Genomic DNA, 23,656 nt, shown 5'->3' on the forward strand with positions numbered 1-23,656 from the left:
GAAGTCGACAAGGCGGCGCTCGACCACGCAGTAGACCTGGCCTTTGCCCCGGATGCGCAAACCGCGGCCTATCTGGTACTCTACCGTGGCCGCATTCTGGCCGAACGCTATGGACCCGGCATTACCGCCCGGACGCGGTTGCCGGGCTGGTCGATTACCAAGACCGTGCAAGCGACCCTGGTCGGCGCGCTGGAACACGACCGGCGGCTAAACCTGTTTGAGCCGGCGCCGGTTGCCGAATGGTCGGGCGCCAGTGATCCCCGGCGGCTGATTACGTTGGCCGACCTGCTGCGGATGTCGGCGCCGATCGCCTGCGGCCCAGGACTAGTGAAGGGCTGGTTCGACCATGCCGCATGGCGCCGCGACGGCTACGTCGAAAGCCTCTATGTGTTCAGCGGGCCGGATGATGTCTATGCCTATTCGATCAGCCGACCCCCGCTCGCGCAAGGCGAGACGCGCGGCGCCTATACCAACTGCCAGCCCATGGTGGTCGGCCACATTGTGCAGCAGGAATTGCGCAAAACCGGCGAAACCGTGACCGGTTATGCCACAGCAAAAGTGTTTGGCCGCTCGGCATCCGCTCGATGGTGCTCGAACCCGACCGCGTGGGCAATTTCGAAAGTGCGTCCTACAGCTATGCCATCGCGCGCGACTGGGCCCGGCTCGGGCTGCTCTATGCGCAAGACGGCGTTTGGAACGGGCAACGTATGCTCTCGCCCGAATTCATGGCCTTGGTCCGCGCTCCGGCCCCATGGTGGACGACACCAGCCTATGGCGGGCAAGTGTGGCTGAGCAAGGCGACATGCGATCCCTGGCCATGTGACGCCTATTGGATGCAGGGGATCGAGGGCCAGCGCGTGATGATCGTGCCTTCGCACGATCTGGTGGTGGTGCGGCTGGGCCATGGCATTGGCGATGACCCGAATGATCCCAATAAGCCGCATCCCGCCATTCGCGCCATGGCCGCTGCAGGCAAAGCGCTGGTGGCGGCCATCAACCGCCCGGCTCCGCCGGAGAATCGCGCGGTCGAGACGGTGGTGCAGGACGTTTTTGCCGCACTTGGCGCGCAGGATCGCGCTGCGTTCCATGCCCTGCTTGCGCCCGATTTCAAGCTTGATGAAGACGGGCGGCTGATGACGGCAGACCAGATCTTTGACCTCGTCGCCGCCGATCCCGTCAAGCGGCGGTGGACGATCACGCAGGCGCAAGTGCAGCATGCGGGTGACCTCGCCACCGTCACTTACCGCAACACCGGATCGTTTGGAGAAGGTGCCGAACGCCGCGTGCCTGAATGGACCGAAACCGCGATCCTGCGGCGCAGCGACGACAAGTGGCGGCTTTTATCGCTCCATTCGACGCGCATCCGCCAGATAGCACCCTGACCCGCATCGTCACCCACGGAAGTCGGTTGGTCCCGAACGACGCAGATGACGCACAAACCTCGCGAGTGCCCGTAACGCCGGCTGGCCGGGCCTCGGCGTTGCAGGAGCGGCAACGATCGCTGCGCCCGCGATTGCGCAATCCGGCACCATGTCGCAGAAGTCGGCTACGACAACTTCATGGTGCGCCACCTGCAAAGCTAGCCCGTTTCATTTCGGCGAAAACAAAAACCCCGAAGCGGAGCTTCGGGGTTTTTGTCTGGTTATGTCAAAAGAGCGAAATTGCCTATCGGTCATCGTGGGGAGCAGCGCGGCGATCCACCGTCGCTCGGCTTACGCGAGCTATGGCGCGCCTGAAGTCAGCCGAAGCATGCTTAGACATAGACGGGCGATCCAGTTCTTCAATGCTGGATGGCTTCGCTGGCGCCCGCAATGACGGCTCGTTCATAGGCCCGCTCTCTTTCCTTGCCATTCCACCTACTGCTTCGGCTGGCCGAAATCGAGCGGCGGCAAATCCAGTTGCGGGACGTCAATCTTGATCTGGTTCAGGTCGACGGTGACCGGCTTGTCGAGCAGGCCGGTCACCGTGATCGGGAAAGCGATCACGAGCGCGACCATGATCGCCTGCAATCCGACCCAAGGTAGCGCCCCCCAATAGATGTCCGAGCTCTTGACCTCCTTCGGCGCCACGCCACGCAGATAGAACAGCGCGAAGCCGAAGGGCGGATGCATGAACGAGGTCTGCATGTTCACGCAAAGCATGACGCCGAACCAGATCAGCGCCGCATCCGCCCCCACCACCGGTGCCAGGATCTTCTGTGCGATCGGCGCGATCATCGGCAGGACGATGAAGGCGATCTCGAAGAAATCCAGGAAGAAGGCCAGGAAGAAAATGAACAGGTTGATGAAGATCAGGAAGCCCCAGACGCCGCCGGGCAGGGAGGTGAGCATGTTTTCGAGCCACACTCCGCCGGAGACACCGAGGAACACCACGGAGAAACAGGTCGAACCGATCAGGATGAACACCACCATGGTCGTGATGCGCATGGTCGTCTCGTAGCCCTGCTTGATCAGGTTTCGCAGTTCGGGAATGCGCACGGCTTCCGCGCAGATCCACAGCACCGCAAGGTAGGTTATGGCAAAGGCGGCCTTGAAGATCAGCCCTTCGGTGAAGAAGATCCCGACGATGGTGCCGATGCCGCCGGCGATCACGCCGGTGACGAGCATCTTGCGGCCGGTCGCAGTGAATTCCTTGTTGTGAATGGCTGCAAGCACGGCCGCGCCGACCGCACCCATGGCGCCGGCTTCGGTTGGTGTGGCGAGGCCCATCATCATCGTGCCCAGCACGACAAAGATCAGGACGGCGGACGGGATGATGCCGAGCAGGCATTTCTTCCACAGCGCCCAGCCCGTCAATGTGCGCGCTTCTTTCGGCACCGGCGGCACGTGATTGGGTTTGAAGATGCCGAGCAGGAACGTGTAACCGGCAAACAGCATTATCTGGAATACCGACGGTCCCCACGCGCCGAGATACATGTCGCCGACCGACTTGCCGAGCTGGTCGGCCAGCACGATCAGCACCAGCGATGGCGGCACCAGCTGGGTGATGGTGCCGGATGCCGCCAAGACGCCAGTGATGTAGCGCATGTTGTAACCGTAGCGGATCATCACCGGCATCGAGATCAGCGCCATGGCGATGACCTGCGCCGCCACCGTGCCGGTGATGGCACCGAGGATGAAGCCGACGATGATGACCGAATAGCCGAGGCCGCCGCGGATCGGGCCGAATAGCTGGCCCATCGAATCCAGCATGTCTTCGGCAAGTCCGCACCGCTCGAGGATCGCGCCCATGAAGGTGAAGAACGGAATCGCGAGCAGAAGTTCGTTGGAAAGCACGCTGCCGAATACGCGGCCCGGAATCGCCTGGAGGAAATTCAGGTCAAAGAAACCGAGATGGATTGCGAGAAAGCCGAACGACAGTCCCATCGCCGCAAGTGTGAAGGCCACCGGGAAGCCGATCAGCATGGAGATGACCAGGCCGCCGAACATCAGCGGCGGCATCGTTTGCAAGGTTATCATTGCGTCGGCCTCTCGTATTTCGCATCGATCGTGAGCTCACCTTGCAGAGCGGCGATGCGCTTGATGACCTCGGAGACACCCTGGAACGCGAGCATGACGAAGCCGGCCGGAATCACGAATTTGATCGGCCAGCGGATCAGGCCGCCGGCATTGCCGGACATTTCGCCCACATGGTAGGCCTGCATGAAGAAGGGCCAGGACAGGTAGGCGAGCAGCAGACAGGCCGGAATCAGGAAAAACAGCGTGCCGATCAGGTCGAGCAGGAGCTGTCCGCGCTCGGAAAGAAAGAGATAGAAGATTTCGACACGGACGTGTTCGTTGCGCTTGAACGTGTAGGACGCGCCGAACATCACCAGAATGGCGAACATGTACCATTGCAGCTCAAGCCAGCCGTTCGAGCTGTAGCCGAAGGCATAGCGGATCATGGCGTTGGCGGCACTCACGACGCAGGAGGCAAGCACCAGGAGATTGCAGACGTAACCGATCTTTTCGTTGATCAGGTCGATTGCGTTGCTCAGTGCCAATAATGGGCGCATGGCGTTATCCCCGGCGGCCATCACGCTGTGCCCGTCGATGCAACGGGGTTCGCCTTCAGTCCGCGCGAGAAGGCGCGGCTCGATTCAAAGAGCGATTGCAACAATCATCCTCCCCCGTGATGCCCGTGCCGTCTTGACTGGCCGATCAGGGCGCAGCGGCTTATCGAGCGCGAAAAGCGAAAAGTGTCAGCGGCACCATTTCAGCGCACTGTGGCGCCGTCAATTGGAAAATGGGCCCAATAGTCGGGAGATCAAACACTTGCAAGTCAAAGCGGCCAATGCCCACTTTTCGAAGTTCGCAGTTTCAGCGACACCTTTTTGCGAATTTTGGAAAGCCATGGGCATTAGTAAGTTGATGATTCTAGTACCGCTTGTCGATCTGAAATCCCCGAAAGAACGCCCGTTTGTGATGCGGGGACTTCAGATCGGCGGTACCAGCCCCGGCAGTTCACCCGCCGGTGACGCTCATATGGCGGTTAACGCTCGGGCGGTTGTGCCTGCGATCAATGATGAAATCATGCCCTTTCGGCTTAAGTCCGATGGCGCGGTCGATTGCCGCACTCAGGAGCTCGTTGTCGGCGGAGGCCCGCAGCGGCTTGCGCAAATCGGACGCATCCTCATGGCCAAGGCAGGTATGCAGCGTGCCAGTGCAGGTGATCCGCACCCGGTTGCAGGATTCGCAGAAATTGTGGGTCATCGGCGTGATGAAGCCGAGCTTGCCACCGGTCTCGTCGACCCGGACATAGCGCGCGGGGCCGCCCGTGGTCTCCTCGAGGTCGGTCAGCGTGTATTGCTTGGCGAGCCGCGCGCGAACCAGCGACAGCGGCACATATTGATCGATGCGGCCAGCGCCGATGTCGCCCATCGGCATGATCTCGATCAGCGTCAGCCCCATACCCTTGCCGTGGGCCCACTCCATCAGCGAGGGGATTTCTTCCTCATTCATTCCCTTGAGTGCCACCGCATTGATCTTTACTGCCAGCCCCGCCGCGCGCGCCGCCTCGATGCCGGCCAGCACCTTGTCGAGATCACCCCAGCGGGTGATGGCGCGGAATTTGGCTGCATCCAGCGTATCCAGCGATACGTTGATGCGGCGCACGCCGCAGTCCCGCAATTCGTCGGCAAAGCGGGCAAGCTGGGAACCATTGGTCGTCAGCGTCAGTTCGTTGAGTGCGCCGGTTTCCAGATGCCGTGATAGCGAGCGCACCAGCGACATCACGTTTCGCCGCACCAAGGGTTCGCCACCGGTCAGGCGGAGCTTGCGCACGCCCCTGGCGATGAAGGCCGAGCATAGCCGGTCGAGTTCCTCCAGCGTCAGCAGATCAGCCTTCGGCAGGAAGGTCATGTCCTCGGACATGCAATAGAAGCAGCGCAGGTCGCAGCGATCGGTCACTGACACCCGCAGATAGCTGATCGTCCGGCCGAAGGGATCGGTCATCGGGCGGGACAGCGAAGTGGGGGAACTCGATCGGAATGCGGTCATGTCGGATTGCCTGGCGCGCGATCAGCAACAGCCGCGCAACAACCTCAATCTAGGCACGTTGCATGGCCTGCACAATCCGTGAATTTTGCTTGTGCAGTGCAAGCCGGATCAACGGGTCGATTGGGACGCCTGGCCGGGATCCGGGAACGGCGAGGCTGCCGCGGCGGGTGCCGCAGCTTCCTGCGGCTTTTTCGTCCTCTTCGGCCGCATCGGCTTGTTCGGCTTCGCCGGCGCGGTCGGCTGCAGTTGCGCAATCACCGGATTGGGGTCGACCTTGGTGGTTGCCGACGTCAGGAGATCGCCGGGCGTTTTGGCAACTTGCACCGCGACCGTCGCCGGCTGGAACTTGTTCAGGGCGTAATTGACCGTGAAACCACCCTCGGGAGGGGTGATGGTGATGGAGCAGGGGGTCTTGCAGCTTGGCCCGATCGAGGTCTTGGCTTCCGCGCCCGGCGGCGCCGACTCAAGCTGGAGTTGCACGGTTGGCGGAGCCGACTGGAAGTAACTGGTGAAGGATTCTGTCGAAAAGGACGAGCAGCCGGCCAGGCTCAATCCCGTTGCGGCAATCGCGATGACACGGCGCATGATCGACCCGTCACTGGAGGCCACGATCCGATCGAGTTCGGTCGGATCAAGATCCCTGATTCTTTTGTGAGCATAATCGTTCTGCGATCGCCCGCCCGACGCGGTGAATCGTTCGCATGTCTCGATCATCTATTAATTACGGCCCTGCCGCGCCCACAATCCCGGACCGACCATATGAGCCTCGTCACGCTCACGCAACCGACCAGGTTAATTGTTGGTTAATGCCGATCGGATGAAATAAATAATACAATTACTTCAATTGGTTAGATTGTGGTAGACTCGTTATGCTTTCGACCGCGTCGCGCAATTCGCTCATATGTTTGATCACGCGATCCGGTTTGAGTTCCGCGATCGGAACATCGGTATAGCCGAACTCGACGCCGATGATGGGGACACCCGCACGGCGTGCGACACCGATATCGGTGCCGGCATCGCCGACCATGATCGCCGACGAGATATTGCCGCCTGCGCGCGCGACCGTCTGCTGCAAAATCGCTGGGTCGGGCTTGGCGACGCCGAAAGTGTCGGCGCCGCAGATGGCGGAGAAGTGAAAGCTCAATCCGAGCCGGTCCAGCAGAAGTTTCGACAACCACTCGAGCTTGTTGGTGCAGACCGCAAGGCGATAGCCGCGCGTGGTGAGCTCGTCGAGCGCGTTCTCCAGGCCATCGAAGGGGCGTGAACCGTCGGCGATGTGCTCGGCATAATAGGCGATGAAGTCCTCGGTCAGCCGCGTAATCTCGGAGGTTGAGGCAGCGCGGCCCTCCAATTCCAGTCCGCGTTCGATCAGCTTGCGGGCGCCTGCGCCGATCATGTTGCGCGCGGAATGAAGGGGCACCGGCGGCAGGCCCTCGCGGCCGAGAATGAAATTGAGCGCGCTGATCAGGTCGGGCGCCGTATCGACGAGGGTACCATCGAGATCGAAGACGACGGTGGGGGGAAGGGCCATCTGAGATCGCTAGCGGGAGGCGGCCGATCATGCAAGATGGACATGCTAAACTTTTGTGCAAACCCGGTAGACGTGGAGGAAGGCGTGCGGGAATTTTCCGGTAAGACGGCATTCGTTACCGGCGGGGCATCCGGAATCGGCGTTGCGCTCGGGCGCGCCTTCGCGGAAGCGGGCATGAACGTGATGCTTGCTGATATCGAGATGGATGCGCTCGATTCAACCGTCAAGAGTATGAACCACTACGGTTCCAAGGTGCGCGGCGTCCGCTGCGATGTCACCGATCCCGGCAGCGTCGAGGAAGCGGCGAAGGCCACTTTTCAGGTGTTCGGCCGCGTACATGTGGTCTGCAACAACGCTGGCGTCGCCGCCGGCGGCGGCATCGACTACATTTCGCTGGACAATTGGCGATGGGTGATCGACGTCAATCTATTGGGGGTGTTGCACGGCATCCGCACCTTCCTGCCGCATATCCGAGCGCACGGCGAAGGCGGCCACATCGTCAACACCGCGTCGATGGCTGGAATGAACGCCGGTCTTGGCTTCAGCCCCTACGCCGCAACGAAATTTGCCGTGGTCGCGATGTCGGAAGGGCTTTCGGTGGAGCTCAAGCCGCACGGCATCGGGGTCAGTGTGCTCTGCCCGAGCTTTGTGCGCACCCGCATCGGCGAGAGCGGACGCAACCGCCAGCTGCGCTACGGCGAGACCCCGCGGCTCGACCCGGCGAGTCCGGCCGGCATGATGGTCGCTGAGATCGCACGGCGGCTGGATGCGGGGCTAGACCCTTCGGATGTCGCGGCGCGCGTGCTTTCAGCGATCCTGAAGGGCGAACTCTATGTGTTCACGCATCCGAACATGCGCGAGGAGGTCGATGAGCGGTTCGCCGCCATCCGGGCGGCAATGGACAGGGTGACCGCGCCCTAGCCGAAAGTCACGGCAGGCGTGTGATTGGCGCTATTCTCCGCCCTAAAACGAAGCTAGAACGTCGGCGCCGAGCCGCGCGGGTTGCGCGGCGCTGTTCGAAGGTTGTTGGCACGTGAGCATGGACGAACTGAAACGGCAGGCGGCGGCGCGTGCGCTTGATTTCGTGCAGGGCGGGATGAGGCTTGGCCTCGGTAGCGGATCGACCGCCAAGCATTTTGTCGAGCTTTTGGGCGCACGGGTGCGCGACGGGCTCGATGTCATCGGCGTGCCGACTTCGGAGGCGACGCGCGCTGACGCGATCCGGTGCGGCATTCGCCTGACGACGCTCGACGAGATCGACCGGCTCGATCTGACGGTGGACGGCGCTGACGAAATCGACCCCGATCTCAACCTGATCAAGGGCGGCGGCGGGGCGCTTCTGCGGGAGAAGATTGTCGCCGCCGCATCCGACCGGATGATCGTGATCGCCGACGATTCCAAATGGGTCAAAACGCTCGGCCGTTTTCCGCTGCCCATCGAGGTCATTCCGTTCGGCCTCGGCGCGACGCAGCGGGCCATTGGAAAAGCGTTTGCGGAATGCGGCATTTCCGGCCAAATGGCGCTCAGAAAAGACCCGGATGGTCACGTTTTCGTCACCGATTGTGGCCACTGGATCGTCGATGCCCATCTCGGATGCATCACGGACCCACCGCGCCTGGCGCAATGGCTCGCCCCAATTCCGGGCGTGGTCGAGCACGGGCTTTTCATTGGCCTCGCCAGCGTCGCAATGCTGGCCGGTCTTGAGGGAATTCGCATATTTGAGCGGCGCTAGCGCCGTCAATCGAGGAGAGATCGAAACATGAAGGGTGCATCACCAATCTTGCTCGCCGCGAACCTCGCGATCGGACTGGCGTTTTCGACGCTGCCGGCGTCGGCGCAGCAGCCCGCAGTCCAGCAGCCTGCGCCGCTCAAGCCGGCATCGCCGTCGGCGATTGCGGCGGCGAAGGACCTTCTCGCCGTGAAAAACGTCAACCAGGTCTACGCGCAGGCCGTCCCCAACATCGTTCAGCGCACCAAGGACGCCTTTCTTGCCAACAACCTTAGCTATCAGAAGGACCTCGATGAAGTCGCCGTCATGGTCGCCAAGGCGCTGGCGGGCCGCGAGAAGGAGATCGGCGAGCAAATGGCGAAGATCTACGCCAACGACTTCACCGAGCAAGAATTGAAGGACCTCACCGCTTTCTACAAGTCGCCGCTCGGCCAGAAGGTGCTCGCGCAAGAGCCGAAATCGATCCAGACCAGCATGAACTATATGGGCCAGTGGGCGCAGGCGTTTTCCGAAACGGTGGCCACTGAATTCCGCAACGAGATGAAAAAGCGTGGCAAGCCGCTGGGCTGAGCGGTTTTGATTTGACCGGAGCTGAGATGGCCGAATTCGATACCGATCTGTTCGTCATCGGAGGAGGGTCGGGCGGCGTTCGCGCGGCCCGCATCGCTGCCCTCCACGGCGCGCGGGTGATGATCGCGGAGGAGTATCGGATGGGGGGCACCTGCGTGATCCGCGGCTGCGTGCCGAAGAAACTTCTGGTCTATGCTTCCCACATCCATCACGAGATCGAGGACGCCGCGGGTTTTGGCTGGACCATCCCGCAAGTCAGCTTCGACTGGCCGACCCTGATCGCCAACAAGGACAAGGAGATCGCCCGGCTCGAGGCGGCCTACACGGCAAACGTCGAAAAGGCTGGCGCGCGGGTGGTCAAGACGCGCGCCGAGTTCGAGGACGCCCACACCCTTAAGCTCGCGAGTGGCGAGAGGGTGCGGTCCAAATACGTGCTGATCGCCACCGGCGGCGCGCCGAACCACGGGGCGCCGATCCCCGGCATCGAACACGTGATTTCCTCGAACGAGGCCTTCCATCTTCCCTCGCTGCCCAGGCGCATCCTGATCCAGGGCGGCGGCTATATCGCGCTGGAATTCGCCTGCATCTTTGCCGGCTTCGGTTCCGATGTGACGGTGGTCTATCGCGGCGACAACGTGCTGCGCGGTTTCGATGACGACGTCCGCGCCCATGTCCGCAGCGAAATGGAAAAGGAAGGGATCACCATACTGACCGGCTGCACGGTCAAGTCGATCGACAAGCACGGCAAGGATTTCACCTCGCATCTGTCGAACGGCTCGAGCATCGGCTCGGACCGGGTGATGTTCGCGATCGGCCGGCATCCGAATGTCGCCAATCTCGGGCTTGAGAAGGCGGGCGTTGGCATCAATCCGGGCAATGGCGGTATAGCCGTCGACGGCTTCTCGCGCAGCTCGGTGCCGCACATCTACGCGATCGGCGATGTCACCCATCGGCTCAACCTGACGCCGGTCGCGATCCGCGAAGGACATGCCTTTGCCGATACGGTGTTCGGCAAGCGGCAGGTCCATGTCGATCACGCCAATGTCCCGACCGCGGTGTTTTGCCAGCCCGAGGTCGGCACCGTGGGGCTCACGGAAACGCAGGCACGCGCGCAATTCACCCATGTCGATATCTACAAGACGACCTTCAGGCCGATGAAGGCCACGATTTCGGGCCGCGACACCAGGATGCTGATGAAGCTGATCGTCGATGCCACCTCCGACCGCGTCGTCGGCTGTCACATCGTCGGCGACGGCGCCGCCGAAATGGTGCAGCTCATCGGCATCGCCGTGAAGATGAAAGCGACCAAGGCCGACTTCGACGCGACCATGGCGCTGCATCCGACCGCGGCCGAAGAGCTGGTGACGATGCATAACCCCACCGCGCGGCATGTGAGGCAGGCCGCGGAGTAGGGGGGCAGGGGCGTAGGATTGTCGAAGCGCTCGCTTTGTGTCCGATATGCCGAAAGCGCGATTGTCCGCTCAGCCTGTTTGCCCGCCGATAACAGGTTTTTGTCTCGCACCTTTGTATTCGGCAGACGCCCACAGCCATCCGCCCAGCATCACGGCCGTGGCCGCTCCGATCAGTTGCGCCACGATGAAGGCGAGCACCCCGCCTGGGGCGATTCCAGCGAATGTGTCGGAGAGCGCGCGTGCGATGGTCACAGCGGGATTTGCGAACGAGGTAGACGCCGTGAACCAGTAGGCGGAGGTGATGTAAAGGCCGACCGCATAAGGCGTGGCTGAGGGCGTCTTCGCCACGCAGCCCAATATCGTCAGCATCAAGCCAAACGTTGCGACGAACTCGGCAGCCCATTGACCCACGCCCACGCGCGCCGTGGTCGCGAATTGCCAAATGGGCAGCTCAAACATCGTGTGCGCGGCGAGGACCCCCGTCACGGCTCCTGCAAGTTGAGCCAGGATATAACCTCCTGCCAGAGGCCACGACAGTTCCCGTTTCAGGGCGAAGGCGAGGCTCACCGCGGGGTTCAAATGGGCTCCAGAAAGGGGACCAAAGACCAGGATGAGGACAACCAGGATGGCGCCCGTCGGGATGGTGTTGCACAACAGAGCAAGCGCGACGTTACCGCCCGACAGCTTTTGGGCCATGATGCCCGAGCCGACAACTGCCGCCAGCAGGAACGCCGTGCCGAGCCATTCGCAGAAAATGCGCCTTTCGCGCGACACCATCAGCTGTGTTCCGAGGTCTTGGTGGCACCTTCCATCTCACCGATATCCCGCAATTTGCCCTTGAGCGTCAGTCGGTCAAGAGAGCGCAGCGGAAGTGCGGTGAAGATGCCGATGCGCTGGTTCAGCAGTCGATAGGCTTCCTTGAAGGCCATCGAGACCTCCGCCGGAGAGCCTTTGGCCTCCGCCGGATCGGCAATCCCCCAGTGCGCCGTCATCGGCTGGCCGGGCCATACCGGGCAGGCTTCCGCCGCTGCGTTGTCGCAGACCGTGAAGACGAAATCGAATTTCGGCGCGCCGGCTTTGGCAAATTCATCCCACGACTTCGAGCGCAGGCCCGCCGTCTCGTAACCGAGGCTTTCGAGCAGCGCCCTTGCGCCGGGATTGACCTGGCCTTTTGGCTGGCTGCCGGCGCTGTAGGCGCGAAACGCCCCTTTGCCGATTCTGTTCAAAATCGCTTCGGCGATGATCGAGCGCGCCGAGTTGCCGGTGCAGAGGAACAGGACATTGTAGGATTGGCCGGCCATGCTTCACCGCTGCGAGCAGCAGGCAGCCGATTGCTGCGAGGCCACCTCGGGCATGCAACAGGCGCCTTCTTTTGCGTGCGCAACGCGCGCGTCGCGCTCGCCGCTGCCGTCGCCATAGGTGATGTTTTCTCCGGTGGTATGGAAGGTTTCCCAGGAGATGCCCGCTGGATCGTCAATCCAGGATTTTTCGGATTTGGCGTAGCAGCAGGCGGTCTGTCCCTGCTCGATGATGTTGCCACCCGCCTCGCGCAAGCGTCCGTAGACCTCGTGAAGTTCCTCCTGGCTCTCCACCTGGATGCCAAGATGATCAAGACCGGGTTTTCGCCCTCTGGTCGAGATGGCAAAGTTCACCCGCGGGTCATCGAGCATCCATTTCGCATAGTCGGACTTCAGGACGCTCGGCCGCATCGCGAACAGGGCCGAATAAAAGCCCACGGATCGCGAGAGATCGCTGACGGCGACATGCACGTGGAGACGCTTCATGGCATTTCCTTTCAGGCTGGCACTTTCGCGCGGCGACGGACCGGCTTGCATTGGGCGGCAGGCGTGCATGGAGCGCCACCGCAGCAATTCTCGGTCAGGAAGCCGAGGAGCGCATTCATCCTGTCGAACTGCGCTGCGTAGATCATGGAGCGGCCTTCACGACGGACGGTGACAAGTCCCGCCATGCGAAGCCGATCAAAATGGAACGTGAGCGTATTGGGCGGAAGGTCGAGCGCGCTGGCCACCGCACCTGCCGGCATCCCCTGCGGACCGGCCTGCACCAAGAGGCGGAACACATCCAGCCGATTGTCCTGGGCGAGCGCTGACAGCGCAGCCACGGCATCCATCTTTTCCATATTTCAACGAATATTGAATTAATGGCCGCCAGTCAAGGGCGGTTTGGCGATGAGTATGATCGCGCATCGGCTAAAGTCGAAACCAGGGCAGAGTGAGATAGACACACGCGATCATCGAGAAGGCGGGAACCAACCATACCCAACCTGACCAGCTAAACGTCCGGATCCAACGCACCGGCAACACTACGGCGGCCAAGCCGAACCCTAGTGCTCCAACTGCAGCCGATGCAGCCCACCCGTACCAATAAATCGCAGGAGCAAGAAACCCCATCGCAGGGTCGGCCACGTCTCGCGAATGATGCGTGCCCGCGAGCACGATGCCGAGCGATGGGAAAACGGTGAAAAGAGCAAGGTCCTTTGCGAGTGCGACCACATAGAGGAGGGCAAACGTGGTCCCGAATGCGAATGCAAAGCGGCGGAACGGCGCTGATGATGTCATGAGCCGAAACCCATGATGTTGTTGGCGACGTGACCGGACAGAAAGCCCCACCAAATGATGAAGGCAAGTATCGAGGTGAGCGCCGTGCGCGTCTGAGCAGGTTCCTTGGCAAGCGGCCGTCGCCAGCAAACCCAGTAGGCCGGCAACAACGCTAATCCGATAGCTGCGAAGTGTTCCTTGAGGTCGAAGAAGCCTAGGACGTGCCAGTGACCCGCGCGCTCTAACTCGGGCCGCACATCCACACGGAAATAAAGGTAGATGATCCCCCCGAGCAAGGTGGAAACCGTATACAGGACGACAACGGCGTCGGCGAACGGGGCCGTGGGTACCGAACGAAAGCGGCCCAAGAACGAGGCGGGCCGCGCGTCGGCCGATGCCCAAGCCGCCAAAGTCTGGTGAGTTATCGCGCCGAGCAGTGCGACTGCGATCAATCCGTGGATGATCAGAAGAGCTGTCGCCAGAACCTCACTCCCGTAAACGACCCCTTCCTGTTTACTTGAAGAGTTCCTCGCTCCCAAATGGCTCTGCGGACCACGGGCGGAACCGGTTGAGAGTGAATTTCGTCTTCTGGCCCGGTTGGACATCGACAAGCACGTAATTGTACTCCTCCTGCGGAGCCTGGCCCTTCCAGTAAAGGTCCTGCGGATAGTCAGCGGGCACCTTGATGCTCGTGCGACCGGGAAGGATTGGGTCTTGTTCTGCGCCCCCACCGCCCAGCATCAGATACTTCACCCCGTCCACGTCGTAGATTTCCGTGGTGTGGACGTGCCCGTTCAGCACGACGACCTCCATGTCCTTGGCATACGGCGCAATCACCTTGTGCGGATTGTCGGGGGCCGGGATCGGGCCCAAGCCAGACCGCGCAAACACCGGATAGTGGAAGACGATAAAGGCCTTGCGAATGCCAGCGGCCTTGGCTTCGTCCATCCACTTCTGGAGCTGTGTCATCTGTTCGGCATACTTTGGCCGATCAGCGTCCCAAAGCGAAGGCGAACGGTAGTCATACTTGCCGCTCCACAGATAGATAAAGCGGGTACCTTTGAAGTCGAATTTGTAAATGAGGTTTTCCGGCGTCACGCCGAATTTCTTCAAATACGGCACGGCCGAAAGAACGCCCTCGATCTTCGGGTCGGCCCACACCTCGTGATTGCCCACGCTCATGAAAAACCGCCCATCTAGCCCGGCTGCGCGCATCTCGTCATCTGGCGCGGGCAGCTTCTTCAACATGGTATCGTTCACACGCTTCCAGTATGGACTGTCGCTGACGGTCAAGCCCTGATTGCCCCACCATACGGCGTCACCGCTATTGACCACAAATTTGGCGCGACCGGACTGGACGTCCTTCACGATTTCACGCGTCACCCATTCGCCGCCCTGGAGCCGGAACATCGTGCGGTGCACGCCGGGAAGGAGCTTCACGTCCTCAACGGATGCCTCTGTCACCCACCCTTTATCGACCGTCAGTGTCATGACTTCCGTCTTGGACGCGAACGGCATGACCACCTTGATCAGCTCTTTTGTGGCCGGATCGAAGATCATCTTCACATCCCTCGCCACAACGGCTTCGGCAACCTTCTCCGGCATGACCAGCCCGAACATCTCAACGAAGAACTTGTTGAGGTCCGGCTGCCCTTCCTTCAGCGGGAGGTACATCATCGGTCTGGTGTCGCCGACCGCAGCGAATGAAAACGGGGCCCCTTCGGTAGACGGTGCTTGCGCGGTTGTTGTTTGCGCCTGCGCATTGGCAACGAGCTGCACGGAGAATGCTGGCAGCGCCGCAAGTGCGCTGAGAACAAGGCGACGACTTGGATCGTTAGGCCGTTGTGACGGCATGATGATCACCCGCTGATTTGAGAAGCAATGCGCCACCGCACCGTTTTCGCGGCTCGTAGAAAGCGTATCGGCGAGCAACCCACGTCTCTTGATGTAAATCAAACGCCAATAAGCAGGACTTGCATAAAATCTAAATGTCCTTCAAGGAGTTATGCGCGCTTGAGAGCCCGCGTGGAAACGCTACGCGGCGCGGTCGCGCTGGCCCGTCACCCGCGATGAAGCGCCGTCTGTCGGCTTTCCTCAACGCGGCGTTCCGACCAGCGGCGGGGGCGTTCCTTGCGGAAATGACGCATTTCCCGGCTCGGGCGAGTCCAGCTTCTGAAGTGCAATCTTTGCTCTTTCATAACCCGTGGCGGCTGCTTTTTCGAACCATTTGCGTGCCTCGGTCCTGTCCTGGGTGACGCCTCTTCCGTCGAGGTAGAGATTGCCGAGATTGGTCATGCCGACGGCGTTGCCTGCCGCGGCAGCTTTTTCGTACCATTTGCGGGCTTCGACCAAATCCCTGGGCACTCCGTTGCCCATTTCGTGCATATAGCCGACGCTTACCATGCTGTCGCTGTGACCTGCCGCGGCCGCTTTCTCGAACCATTTGCGTGCTTCGGTGAAATCCTTAGGCACACCAATTCCGTCGCGATAGAGCACGCCGAGGTTTTTCATTCCGAAGACGTTGCCGGCCGCCGCCGCCTTTTCATACCATTGGCGGGCAACCGTCTCGTCCTGGGCGACGCCGTATCCCCTGTCGTAGAGGAAACCGAGATTGACCATGGCGCCCGAATGGCCTGCGGCGGCCGCCTTCTCAAACCATTTGCGAGCCGTGGCGTAGTCCGGCGGCGCGCCGTAACCGTTCTGGTAGAACAGGCCAAGACTGTTCATCGCGTCGGAATTGCCGCCCGCTGCCGCCTTCTCGAACCATTTGCGTGCTTCGGTGAAATCCTTAGGCACACCAATTCCGTCGCGATAGAACACGCCGAGGTTTCTCATTCCGAAGACGTTGCCGGCCGCCACCGCCTTCTCAAACCATTTGCGGGCCGTGGCGTAGTCCGGCGGCGCGCCGTAACCGGTCTGGTAGAAGAGGCCAAGACTGTTCATCGCGTCGGAATCGCCGCCGGCCGCTGACTTCTCGAACCATTTGCGTGCCTCGGTGGGATCCTTCGCGACACCGATGCCATCTCGATACAGGACGCCCATATTTGCCATGCCGGTGGTGTTGCCGGCGGCGGCCGCCCGCTCATACCATCTGCGGGCCTCGGTGAGATCCTGCGCACCACCATTGCCTTTCTCGTACATGAAGCCGAGATTGACCATGGCGATGGCATCGCCCGCATTGGCAGACTTCTCGAGCGACCGGCGCGTGTCGTTGGAGCCGGAAGCTGCCGCCGATTTGGGAATGTCCTGGACAGGCGCGTCCGGCTGATGCGATGCAGTCAAACCCGGTGGCGGGACGAAAAAGAAATCACCATCGATCGGGGAAGACGACACCCATGGCTGCTGCTCACCTCCGGTTGCTCGCTTCACCGCCAGTCCGACCTGGTTGAAGGTCTGGAATATGTCGAGCCCGGGACGGCGAACCGTGCTGGCGAGCGCTCTCGTATAGGGGCTGTTGACGTCACCGTCCTGCGCCACGCTGCCCGGCTGCGTCGCGTAGGAAATCAGCGTCCCTTCCGGCGCTCGCATCTGGGCGAGGCCGCCTTGGGCCGCGCGCAAGCCTCCCACGCCAAACGGGTTGTTTCGGCAGGCATCGAGGATGACGAGATTGAGTTTGGTTCGCGAACCCTGCATCTGGCGCAGGACGACATTGACATCGACCATCTCGAAATCGACGTCGGCTTCGCGGGTTGGATTGGCATTGACCGGCACCAGGAAGTTCGAACCATTCACCTGAACGCCGTGACCGGCGTAAAAGAACAGGGCGACGTCGGCGCCCTGAATCGATCGCCCGAAATTTTGCACGGCCCGGTCCAGGCCGGCCTTGTCCAGGTCGAGCTGCGGGCCGTTGCCGACCAGCATGAATCCGAGGTCCCGCATCGTCGTGGCGATGAGGGCGGCGTCGTTTTTCGGGTTATCGAGGCGCGTGACATTCTGGTAGGCGGAATTTCCGACGACCAGCGCAATGCGTTTCTCCGCGCAAGCGGAGCCGGCGGAGAGACTTAGGCAAAAAGCGGTCAGAACGACGAAGCAAAGCGTGCGCATCGAAATTCCCGAAAGAGCCATTTATCCATCTCGCTCTTGGCGAAAGCGTCGCGCGGGAAACGTCGGCGCTCTGTGAGATGCTTCACATAGCTTATACGACCGTACCCCGGCAGAAGGGGAGACGGAAACGATCGATGGCAGGCATGTGAGGGGGTGGCGGATCGCCGGCGGATTGGGGGTGCGGCAGCGCAACTGCCTGTTGCCTATCTCTGGTTGTACTTGTGCAGGACATCCCAAAAGGAGAGTGACAAGGATCAGCCTGCCGTACGATCATTGCAGGGCTATCGCATAGTCGGCCAGAGTCGCGGGTTGCTAAAGCTAGGGGGCGTCCCATTGACACCAGCCTTGAGAGTGTCAGCAGCGCCTTGATCCAGGTCGACGAACTGCAATGCCGTTGGAGATGCTCATTGGGTCGAATCGCCACCGGCCAAGTGTGCGTTCCACACCAGCATTCGCGTGTTGGGCCGGCCGCACATCGCCAACGAGGATGAAAAAGAGTAAAAAGGCACTGGTGCACGGAAAAGATTCGTGAAATCGCCCTCGGATCGCAAAACAAAGACGTCCTCTGGTCGGAAAGCGCGCACGCGCACGGTCATCGCGTTCGTCCTCCTGTTCCTCCTTCTTGGCGTTGGCGGCTATTTCGCTGTCACTTTCAATAATCTTCGCGAGCGCGTTGCCACGATCCAGACCCAGTCGGCGTTGCAGGAAATCGGTGATGCCAAGGACCTCGGCGAGGCGCTCAAACGGCATCCCCAGAACAGGGTCTTGCTCACGATCCAGAAGGTCGCGAAGGCCGCAGAGGAAACCAACGCTGCTGCGGACAAGTTGCTCGGCGAAATCGAACCGCCGTCGCTTTCGAGGCCGATCGATTACGTCAAGGCAAGCCGCAACGATCTCGACGCATTTCGTGCCGATTTGAAGGTGACGGAAGCCAAAGCGAGCGCATTCGCCTCGCAATATCTTGCGCTTCTCAAGGGCGAGCGCGGCGAGGTGGAGCGCTTCGCGTTCTCGCAAAATGTCGGCAAGGAGGGGCTGTCGCGGATTTTGGACAATCTCGACCGGCGGCAGGCGGAGGCCGCGGCGGTGATGTCCAAAGTATCCGCATCCCGCGCCGAATATTATCGCGCTTATGAAAAATATGTCGCGATGCTCGAAGGCGAGCTCGGCGCCTTCAAGATCGTCAACGGCGAGTTCATCTTTCCGATCCAGCGCACGGTGGACCGCTACAACGCGGCGGCGCAGGCCATGACGGCCGCGGCAAAGCGTGTCGCCGAATCCGAAGAAGAGCGAAAGAGATTGGCGCAATCGCAGCGGGAAGGCTGGATGCAGCTTGCCGGGAAATGAGTACATGCGCCGCGCCAACGCCAAACCCCCCGCATCGCCGGATACGACGAGCGCAGGTGGCTATGGGTCCCCCTGAGTTCACAGGGACGACGGCGGGGGCGTGCTGTTCGGCCCTTATCCGTCCGCCTCCAGCCACTCCGCCGTGCCCCGCCACAGCGTGTCGCGGTGCTCGGGGCGGAAAAAGCCGAGATGGCCGATTGTCGTCGCGCCGATATCGCCAGGGGAGATGGTGATGATTTCCGCCTTCGTCGACGTGAATCCCGAGCAGAGAAGTTCTACCGTCGGGCGCGTCGCCCAGGGATCGTCGGACAGGCATAGCGCGCGCAACGCGCCCTTGTAGTTGGCGAAGTTGGAAAGCGTCTTGAGCTCGCGATCGTCGAACAGATAGCGTTTGCTCATCACCCAGCGCACCCATTGCTCGAACACGCCTTTCGGCAGGTCCTCGCCCAATCCGGTCCAGGCCGGCGCATAGCCGAGCGTCCGGGTGAGGGGCCTGCCGACCAGGTTCAGGTACGCCAACACCCGATAGCGCTCGGGCGACGCCATCAGCCGCCAGTAGGCGGCTTGCGCGGCGATCAACAGCGCGCGGGAAACTTCGGCGTTGTTGGAAAGCAGTCCCAGCGCCTGGCCGCCGAAGGAGTGGCCGACATAATTGAGCGGCAGGTTGTTGTAGCGCCCACGCATCCATGCGACCGCGGCGGTGACGTCAAGCGCGGCCCAGTCCGCCATCGTAGCCTTGAAGCCGACCAGCGACTTCGGCTGGTTGTAGCCGGTCACCGCGCGCTGCCGGGAATCGCCGATGCCCCGGTAGTCGTAGGTCAGCACCGCGCAGCCGCGCCGCGCGAGGTAACCGGCAAAACCGCGATAGATCTTGCGCGGCACCGCGGTGGCCGAGTTGATCAGGACGGCATGATGCCTTGCGCCCGTGCGGGGCAAAAACAGTGTCGCGCCGAGCAGATATCCGTCCGCGGCCGGAAAGGTGATGTCGTCGCTAAAAACGTCGTCCGGCGCGGCCCCTGCCATCGCGATTTCCCCCTGCACTCGCGACTTCGCTAGGCGGTGGATTTGACATTCGCTTCACTATCCCCGCGAGTCCCGCATAGCGAATGTCAAATCCAAAACCGCACTAGAAGACTATATTTGCTGGTGCCCCTTTGGTTCCGACATTCGTAAACGAGCTCGCTACAATACAATACGAATGTCAGAACCGGACACTGGCCAGATGCGAATTCGGCTTGTGCCGCAACGGTTTGTCAAGGAAGCCGTGGCAAAGGCTCTAATTGCACATTAAGTTATCGCTACTGGCGGTGCTGGATCAGCCTGTGTATAACGCGGCCGCATCGTCTCATGCCGATAAGTGGCGGTTTTTACTCAGGAGTTGATTGATGTCCGAGCGGTGGACACCCGACGGCTGGCGCACCAGGCCGGTGCTGCAGATGCCCCAATATCCGGATGCGAAGGCATTGGCGGATGTCGAGGCGCAGCTTGCGAGCTTTCCGCCGCTGGTTTTTGCAGGTGAGGCCCGCAACCTGAAAAAGGCGCTGGCGCGGGTAGCCGCCGGCGAGGCCTTCCTGCTGCAGGGTGGCGATTGCGCGGAGAGCTTTGCCGAACACGGCGCCAACAACATCCGCGACTTCTTCCGGGTGTTTCTGCAAATGGCGGTTGTTCTGACCTATGCCGGCGCAGTGCCGGTGGTGAAGGTCGGCCGCATCGCCGGGCAATTCGCCAAGCCGCGATCTTCGCCGACGGAGAAGGTCGACGGCGTCGAACTGCCGAGCTATCGCGGCGACATCATCAATGACATCGCGTTCACGACGCAGGCGCGCACCCCCGATCCGCAGCGCCAGTTGATGGCGTACCGACAGTCGGCGGCCACGCTCAATCTGTTGCGCGCCTTCGCCACCGGCGGCTTTGCCAATCTCGGCAGCGTGCACCAGTGGATGCTCGGCTTCCTGAAGGATTCTCCGCAGTCGCGGCGTTACAAGGAACTCGCCGACCGGATTTCGGAGGCGCTGAATTTCATGCGCGCCTGCGGGCTCGATCTCGAAAGCCACCCTGAACTGCGCGCGACCGATTTCTACACCAGCCACGAGGCGCTCTTGCTCGGCTACGAGCAGGCCTTCACGCGCGTCGATTCCACGACCGGCGACTGGTACGCCACTTCGGGCCACATGCTCTGGATCGGCGACCGCACCCGCCAGCTCGACCATGGCCATGTGGAATATTTCCGTGGCATCAAGAATCCGATCGGATTGAAGTGCGGGCCATCGCTTAAAGCCGACGAACTTCTCAAGCTGATCGACGTGCTCAACCCGGACAACGAACCCGGGCGACTGACGCTGATCAGCCGCTTCGGCGCGGAAAAGGTTGGCGATTTCCTGCCGCCAATGATCCGCGCCGTGCAGCGGGAAGGGCGCGTGGTGGTCTGGTCGTGCGACCCGATGCACGGCAACACCATCACCTCGACCTCAGGCTACAAGACCCGCCCCTTCGACCGCGTCCTGTCGGAGATGAGGTCGTTCTTCTCGGTCCACGCCGCGGAAGGTACCCATGCCGGTGGCGTGCATCTGGAAATGACCGGCCAGGACGTCACCGAATGCATCGGCGGCGCGCGGGCGATTACGGACGAGGACCTCAACGACCGCTATCACACGGTTTGCGATCCCCGCCTCAATGCCGAGCAGTCGATCGACATGGCATTCCTGATCGCCGAATTGCTCAAGCAGGAGCGGGCCGGCAAGGTCAAGCCGATGCCGGCCGCGGCAGGGCTTTAAAACCTTGCTGCGGCTCTGGCGAGCCACGATCAATACGCGCAACGGCCTCGCCTTTGCGATTCGCTCCGAACAGGCGATTCGCGAAGAACTCGTGGCTCTCGTGCTCTCCTTGCCGCTGGCCTGGCTGATCGGCACGACCACGATGCGCCGCATCGAACTGATCGCCGCCGTCGTCATGGTGCTGATCGTGGAACTGCTCAATACCGCGATCGAAAAGCTCGCCGATCGGCTCACCACCGACCACGATCCGCAGATCGGGCGGGTCAAGGACATGGGTTCGGCGGCGGTCGGCGTCGCACTGGTCACCGCGGGCCTGTTCTGGTTGTTCTCGATCGCCGAGCGCATGGGCGCGATCTAAATCATGCAATTGCGGTTTGCCCGCGCGCGAGGCAGGATTCAAGGCGGGATTAAAGGCACGATTAAAGTCACGACCATGCCATGAGCGAACGCGCCAATCAGTTTTCGATCACGCTGGCCCAGTTGAACCCGACGGTCGGCGATGTCGCGGGCAACGCCGAGAAGGTGCGCGCCGCCCGCGCGCGCGGCCGCGCCGATGGCGCCGATCTCGTGGTCTTGCCGGAACTCTTCATCGCCGGCTATCCACCGGAAGACCTGGTCTTAAAGCCAGCCTTTCAATCGGCCTGCCGTGCCGCGGTCGAGGATCTTGCGCGGGAAACCGCCGACGGCGGCCCGGCGCTCCTGGTCGGGACGCCTTGGGTCGAAGACGGCAAACTCTACAACGCCTGCGCGCTTCTCGACGAAGGCCGCATCGCGGCGATCCGCTTCAAGGTCAATCTGCCGAACTACGGCGTGTTCGACGAAAAGCGCGTATTTGCGCGCGGGCCCGTCCCCGGCCCCGTGCCGGTCCGGGGCGTGCGGGTGGGGGTTCCGGTCTGCGAGGACACCTGGCTTGAGGAATCCGAAGACTACGAGAATGTCGTGGAATGCCTGGCCGAGACGGGCGCGGAACTTCTGGTGGTGCCGAACGGTTCGCCATATGCGCGCGACAAGGGCGACATTCGCCTTTCGATCTCGGTCGCGCGCGTGACCGAAAGCGGTCTGCCGCTGGTCTATCTCAATCAGGTCGGCGGGCAGGACGAGCTCGTTTTCGATGGCGCCTCGTTTGTCTTGAACGCCGATCTGTCGGTGGCGGCGCAGCTGCCGGCCTTTGAGGAGAACATCACGACCCTGCGCTGGACTCGGGGTGAAAACGGCTGGCGCTGCGAAGGCCCGATCGCGCCTTTGATCGAAGGCGACAAGGCTGATTATGCGGCTTGCGTGCTGGGCTTGCGCGACTACGTCAGCAAGAACCGCTTTCCAGGCGTGCTGCTTGGCATTTCCGGCGGCATCGACTCCGCGCTGTGCGCGGCGATCGCGGTCGACGCATTGGGTAAAGATCGCGTGCGCGGCGTCATGCTGCCGTTTCGTTTCACCGCACAGGTCTCGCTTGATGACGCGGCAAGCCTCGCGACAAATCTTGGCATCCGCTACGAGGTGCTGCCGATTGCGAAGGCGGTCAACGGCTTTGAGGAAATCCTGTCCGCGCCTTTCGCCGGGCTGCCGCGCGACATCACGGAGGAAAACCTGCAGGCGCGCACGCGCGGCACGCTGTTGATGGCGATTTCCAACAAGACCGGCGCGATGGTGGTCACTACCGGCAACAAGTCGGAGATGTCGGTCGGCTACGCCACGCTCTATGGTGACATGAACGGCGGCTTCAATCCGATTAAGGATATCTACAAGACGGAGGTCTTCCGCCTGTCGCGCCTGCGCAATGAGTGGAAGCCCCCTGGCGCGCTCGGACCCGCGGGTGAAGTCATTCCACCCGGCATCATCGCTCGGCCGCCGACGGCGGAATTGCGCGAAAACCAGACCGACCAGGATTCGCTACCGCCTTACGATGTGTTGGATGCGATTCTGGAGCGGCTGGTCGAGCGCGAGGAGCCGCTCGCAGCCATCATCGCCGGAGGTTTTGATCGGGAAGTGGTGGCGCGGGTCGATCGCCTGCTCAACATCGCCGAATACAAGCGGCGGCAGGCTGCGCCGGGGGTCAAGGTGACCAGCCGTAATTTCGGACGCGACCGCCGCTACCCCATCACCAACAAGTTTCGCGATGAAGGACGGCCACAAGCAAAGCCCGATGACACGCTGATCTCGCGCGGCGCCAGCGGATCGGCTGAGGCGTTTGACGGATAGGGCGAAGACCGATTTCCAGCG

At 61.7% G+C, this 23,656-nt stretch carries 23 protein-coding genes and 2 pseudogenes; 10 read left to right on the plus strand and 15 right to left on the minus strand.

The features are described 5' to 3' along the window. Positions 1-36 precede the first annotated feature (36 nt). Positions 37-495 (plus strand): annotated as a pseudogene (locus VNX23_RS31000) (serine hydrolase); the annotation flags it as partial. 89 nt (positions 496-584) lie between these two features. Next, on the plus strand, positions 585-1,382 hold the full coding sequence (locus VNX23_RS08845; protein WP_325629103.1) for a nuclear transport factor 2 family protein: 798 nt from the start codon (positions 585-587) through the stop codon (positions 1,380-1,382). A 474-nt stretch (positions 1,383-1,856) separates the two neighbouring features. Here the strand turns inward: VNX23_RS08845 and VNX23_RS08850 are convergent, their stop codons facing one another. From VNX23_RS08850 to VNX23_RS08870, 5 genes are all read right to left on the minus strand, one after another. Continuing rightward, positions 1,857-3,458, minus strand: coding sequence for a TRAP transporter large permease (locus VNX23_RS08850; RefSeq protein ID WP_325629104.1), 1,602 nt, complete (start codon positions 3,456-3,458; stop codon positions 1,857-1,859). After that, positions 3,455-3,994, minus strand: a complete 540-nt coding sequence (locus tag VNX23_RS08855) for a TRAP transporter small permease subunit (RefSeq protein ID WP_325629105.1) — start codon at positions 3,992-3,994, stop codon at positions 3,455-3,457. Before VNX23_RS08855 ends, VNX23_RS08850 begins: the two co-directional genes overlap by 4 nt. A gap of 448 nt (positions 3,995-4,442) precedes the next feature. Beyond that, the gene (gene moaA / locus VNX23_RS08860; RefSeq protein ID WP_325629107.1) at positions 4,443-5,477 is read right to left on the minus strand and encodes a GTP 3',8-cyclase MoaA; all 1,035 of its coding nucleotides are present in this window, start codon (positions 5,475-5,477) and stop codon (positions 4,443-4,445) included. Positions 5,478-5,585: 108 nt separating this feature from the next. Beyond that, positions 5,586-6,062, minus strand: coding sequence for a hypothetical protein (locus VNX23_RS08865; protein WP_325629109.1), 477 nt, complete (start codon positions 6,060-6,062; stop codon positions 5,586-5,588). A 250-nt stretch (positions 6,063-6,312) separates the two neighbouring features. Continuing rightward, the gene (locus tag VNX23_RS08870; RefSeq protein WP_325629111.1) at positions 6,313-7,008 is read right to left on the minus strand and encodes an HAD family hydrolase; all 696 of its coding nucleotides are present in this window, start codon (positions 7,006-7,008) and stop codon (positions 6,313-6,315) included. Positions 7,009-7,092: 84 nt separating this feature from the next. On the opposite strand from VNX23_RS08870, the gene VNX23_RS08875 reads away from it, so the two are divergent. The 4 genes from VNX23_RS08875 (at position 7,093) to gor (ending at position 10,719) form a co-directional block, all read left to right on the plus strand. Beyond that, a complete protein-coding gene (locus VNX23_RS08875) occupies positions 7,093-7,929 on the plus strand; it encodes an SDR family NAD(P)-dependent oxidoreductase (protein ID WP_325629113.1) in 837 nt (278 codons plus the stop codon). A 112-nt stretch (positions 7,930-8,041) separates the two neighbouring features. After that, on the plus strand, positions 8,042-8,740 hold the full coding sequence (gene rpiA, locus VNX23_RS08880) for a ribose-5-phosphate isomerase RpiA (RefSeq protein ID WP_325629115.1): 699 nt from the start codon (positions 8,042-8,044) through the stop codon (positions 8,738-8,740). 27 nt (positions 8,741-8,767) lie between these two features. Then, the gene (locus tag VNX23_RS08885; RefSeq protein WP_325629117.1) at positions 8,768-9,307 is read left to right on the plus strand and encodes a DUF2059 domain-containing protein; all 540 of its coding nucleotides are present in this window, start codon (positions 8,768-8,770) and stop codon (positions 9,305-9,307) included. A 26-nt stretch (positions 9,308-9,333) separates the two neighbouring features. Beyond that, positions 9,334-10,719: a glutathione-disulfide reductase gene (gene gor, locus VNX23_RS08890; protein WP_325629118.1), complete on the plus strand. Its 1,386-nt coding sequence runs from the start codon at positions 9,334-9,336 to the stop codon at positions 10,717-10,719. A gap of 69 nt (positions 10,720-10,788) precedes the next feature. Here the strand turns inward: gor and VNX23_RS08895 are convergent, their stop codons facing one another. The 9 genes and pseudogenes from VNX23_RS08895 to VNX23_RS08935 all read right to left on the minus strand — a co-directional run. Beyond that, positions 10,789-11,496, minus strand: coding sequence for an MIP/aquaporin family protein (locus VNX23_RS08895; RefSeq protein WP_325629120.1), 708 nt, complete (start codon positions 11,494-11,496; stop codon positions 10,789-10,791). Continuing rightward, entirely contained in the window at positions 11,496-12,020 is a 525-nt protein-coding gene (locus VNX23_RS08900) for an arsenate reductase ArsC (RefSeq protein WP_325629122.1), read from the minus strand. Before VNX23_RS08900 ends, VNX23_RS08895 begins: the two co-directional genes overlap by 1 nt. A gap of 3 nt (positions 12,021-12,023) precedes the next feature. Further along, the gene (locus VNX23_RS08905; RefSeq protein WP_325629124.1) at positions 12,024-12,503 is read right to left on the minus strand and encodes an ArsI/CadI family heavy metal resistance metalloenzyme; all 480 of its coding nucleotides are present in this window, start codon (positions 12,501-12,503) and stop codon (positions 12,024-12,026) included. 11 nt (positions 12,504-12,514) lie between these two features. Further along, positions 12,515-12,859, minus strand: coding sequence for a helix-turn-helix domain-containing protein (locus tag VNX23_RS08910; protein WP_325629126.1), 345 nt, complete (start codon positions 12,857-12,859; stop codon positions 12,515-12,517). Between the two features lie 70 nt (positions 12,860-12,929). Next, positions 12,930-13,298 (minus strand): hypothetical protein, encoded by a 369-nt coding sequence (locus tag VNX23_RS08915; protein WP_325629128.1) that lies wholly within the window; start codon positions 13,296-13,298, stop codon positions 12,930-12,932. After that, positions 13,295-13,729 (minus strand): hypothetical protein, encoded by a 435-nt coding sequence (locus tag VNX23_RS08920; RefSeq protein ID WP_325629130.1) that lies wholly within the window; start codon positions 13,727-13,729, stop codon positions 13,295-13,297. The genes VNX23_RS08915 and VNX23_RS08920 overlap by 4 nt, the downstream gene beginning before the upstream one ends. 61 nt (positions 13,730-13,790) lie before the next feature. Further along, positions 13,791-15,209, minus strand: coding sequence for a metallophosphoesterase family protein (locus VNX23_RS08925; RefSeq protein ID WP_325629132.1), 1,419 nt, complete (start codon positions 15,207-15,209; stop codon positions 13,791-13,793). A gap of 162 nt (positions 15,210-15,371) precedes the next feature. After that, on the minus strand, positions 15,372-16,328 hold the full coding sequence (locus VNX23_RS08930) for an SEL1-like repeat protein (protein WP_414642962.1): 957 nt from the start codon (positions 16,326-16,328) through the stop codon (positions 15,372-15,374). Positions 16,329-16,349: 21 nt separating this feature from the next. Beyond that, a pseudogene (locus VNX23_RS08935) lies at positions 16,350-17,321 on the minus strand (caspase family protein); the annotation flags it as partial. Between the two features lie 528 nt (positions 17,322-17,849). On the opposite strand from VNX23_RS08935, the gene VNX23_RS08940 reads away from it, so the two are divergent. After that, positions 17,850-18,665, plus strand: a complete 816-nt coding sequence (locus tag VNX23_RS08940) for a hypothetical protein (RefSeq protein WP_325629133.1) — start codon at positions 17,850-17,852, stop codon at positions 18,663-18,665. 114 nt (positions 18,666-18,779) lie between these two features. Here VNX23_RS08940 and VNX23_RS08945 read toward each other — a convergent pair whose 3' ends face one another. Beyond that, positions 18,780-19,688 (minus strand): alpha/beta fold hydrolase, encoded by a 909-nt coding sequence (locus VNX23_RS08945; protein WP_325629134.1) that lies wholly within the window; start codon positions 19,686-19,688, stop codon positions 18,780-18,782. 362 nt (positions 19,689-20,050) lie between these two features. On the opposite strand from VNX23_RS08945, the gene VNX23_RS08950 reads away from it, so the two are divergent. The 3 genes from VNX23_RS08950 to VNX23_RS08960 all read left to right on the plus strand — a co-directional run bounded on the left by VNX23_RS08950 (position 20,051) and on the right by VNX23_RS08960 (position 23,635). After that, positions 20,051-21,439: a class II 3-deoxy-7-phosphoheptulonate synthase gene (locus VNX23_RS08950; RefSeq protein ID WP_325629135.1), complete on the plus strand. Its 1,389-nt coding sequence runs from the start codon at positions 20,051-20,053 to the stop codon at positions 21,437-21,439. A gap of 4 nt (positions 21,440-21,443) precedes the next feature. Continuing rightward, positions 21,444-21,797 carry a diacylglycerol kinase gene (locus VNX23_RS08955; protein WP_325629137.1) on the plus strand — a complete coding sequence of 118 codons (354 nt, stop codon included), beginning with the start codon at positions 21,444-21,446 and terminating at the stop codon, positions 21,795-21,797. An 80-nt stretch (positions 21,798-21,877) separates the two neighbouring features. Next, complete coding sequence (locus tag VNX23_RS08960) at positions 21,878-23,635, plus strand: NAD+ synthase (RefSeq protein WP_325629138.1); 1,758 nt, start codon at positions 21,878-21,880, stop codon at positions 23,633-23,635. Positions 23,636-23,656: the final 21 nt, after the last annotated feature.

The sequence above is a fragment of the Bradyrhizobium sp. genome, from assembly GCF_035570375.1.
GTDB lineage: Bacteria > Pseudomonadota > Alphaproteobacteria > Rhizobiales > Xanthobacteraceae > Bradyrhizobium.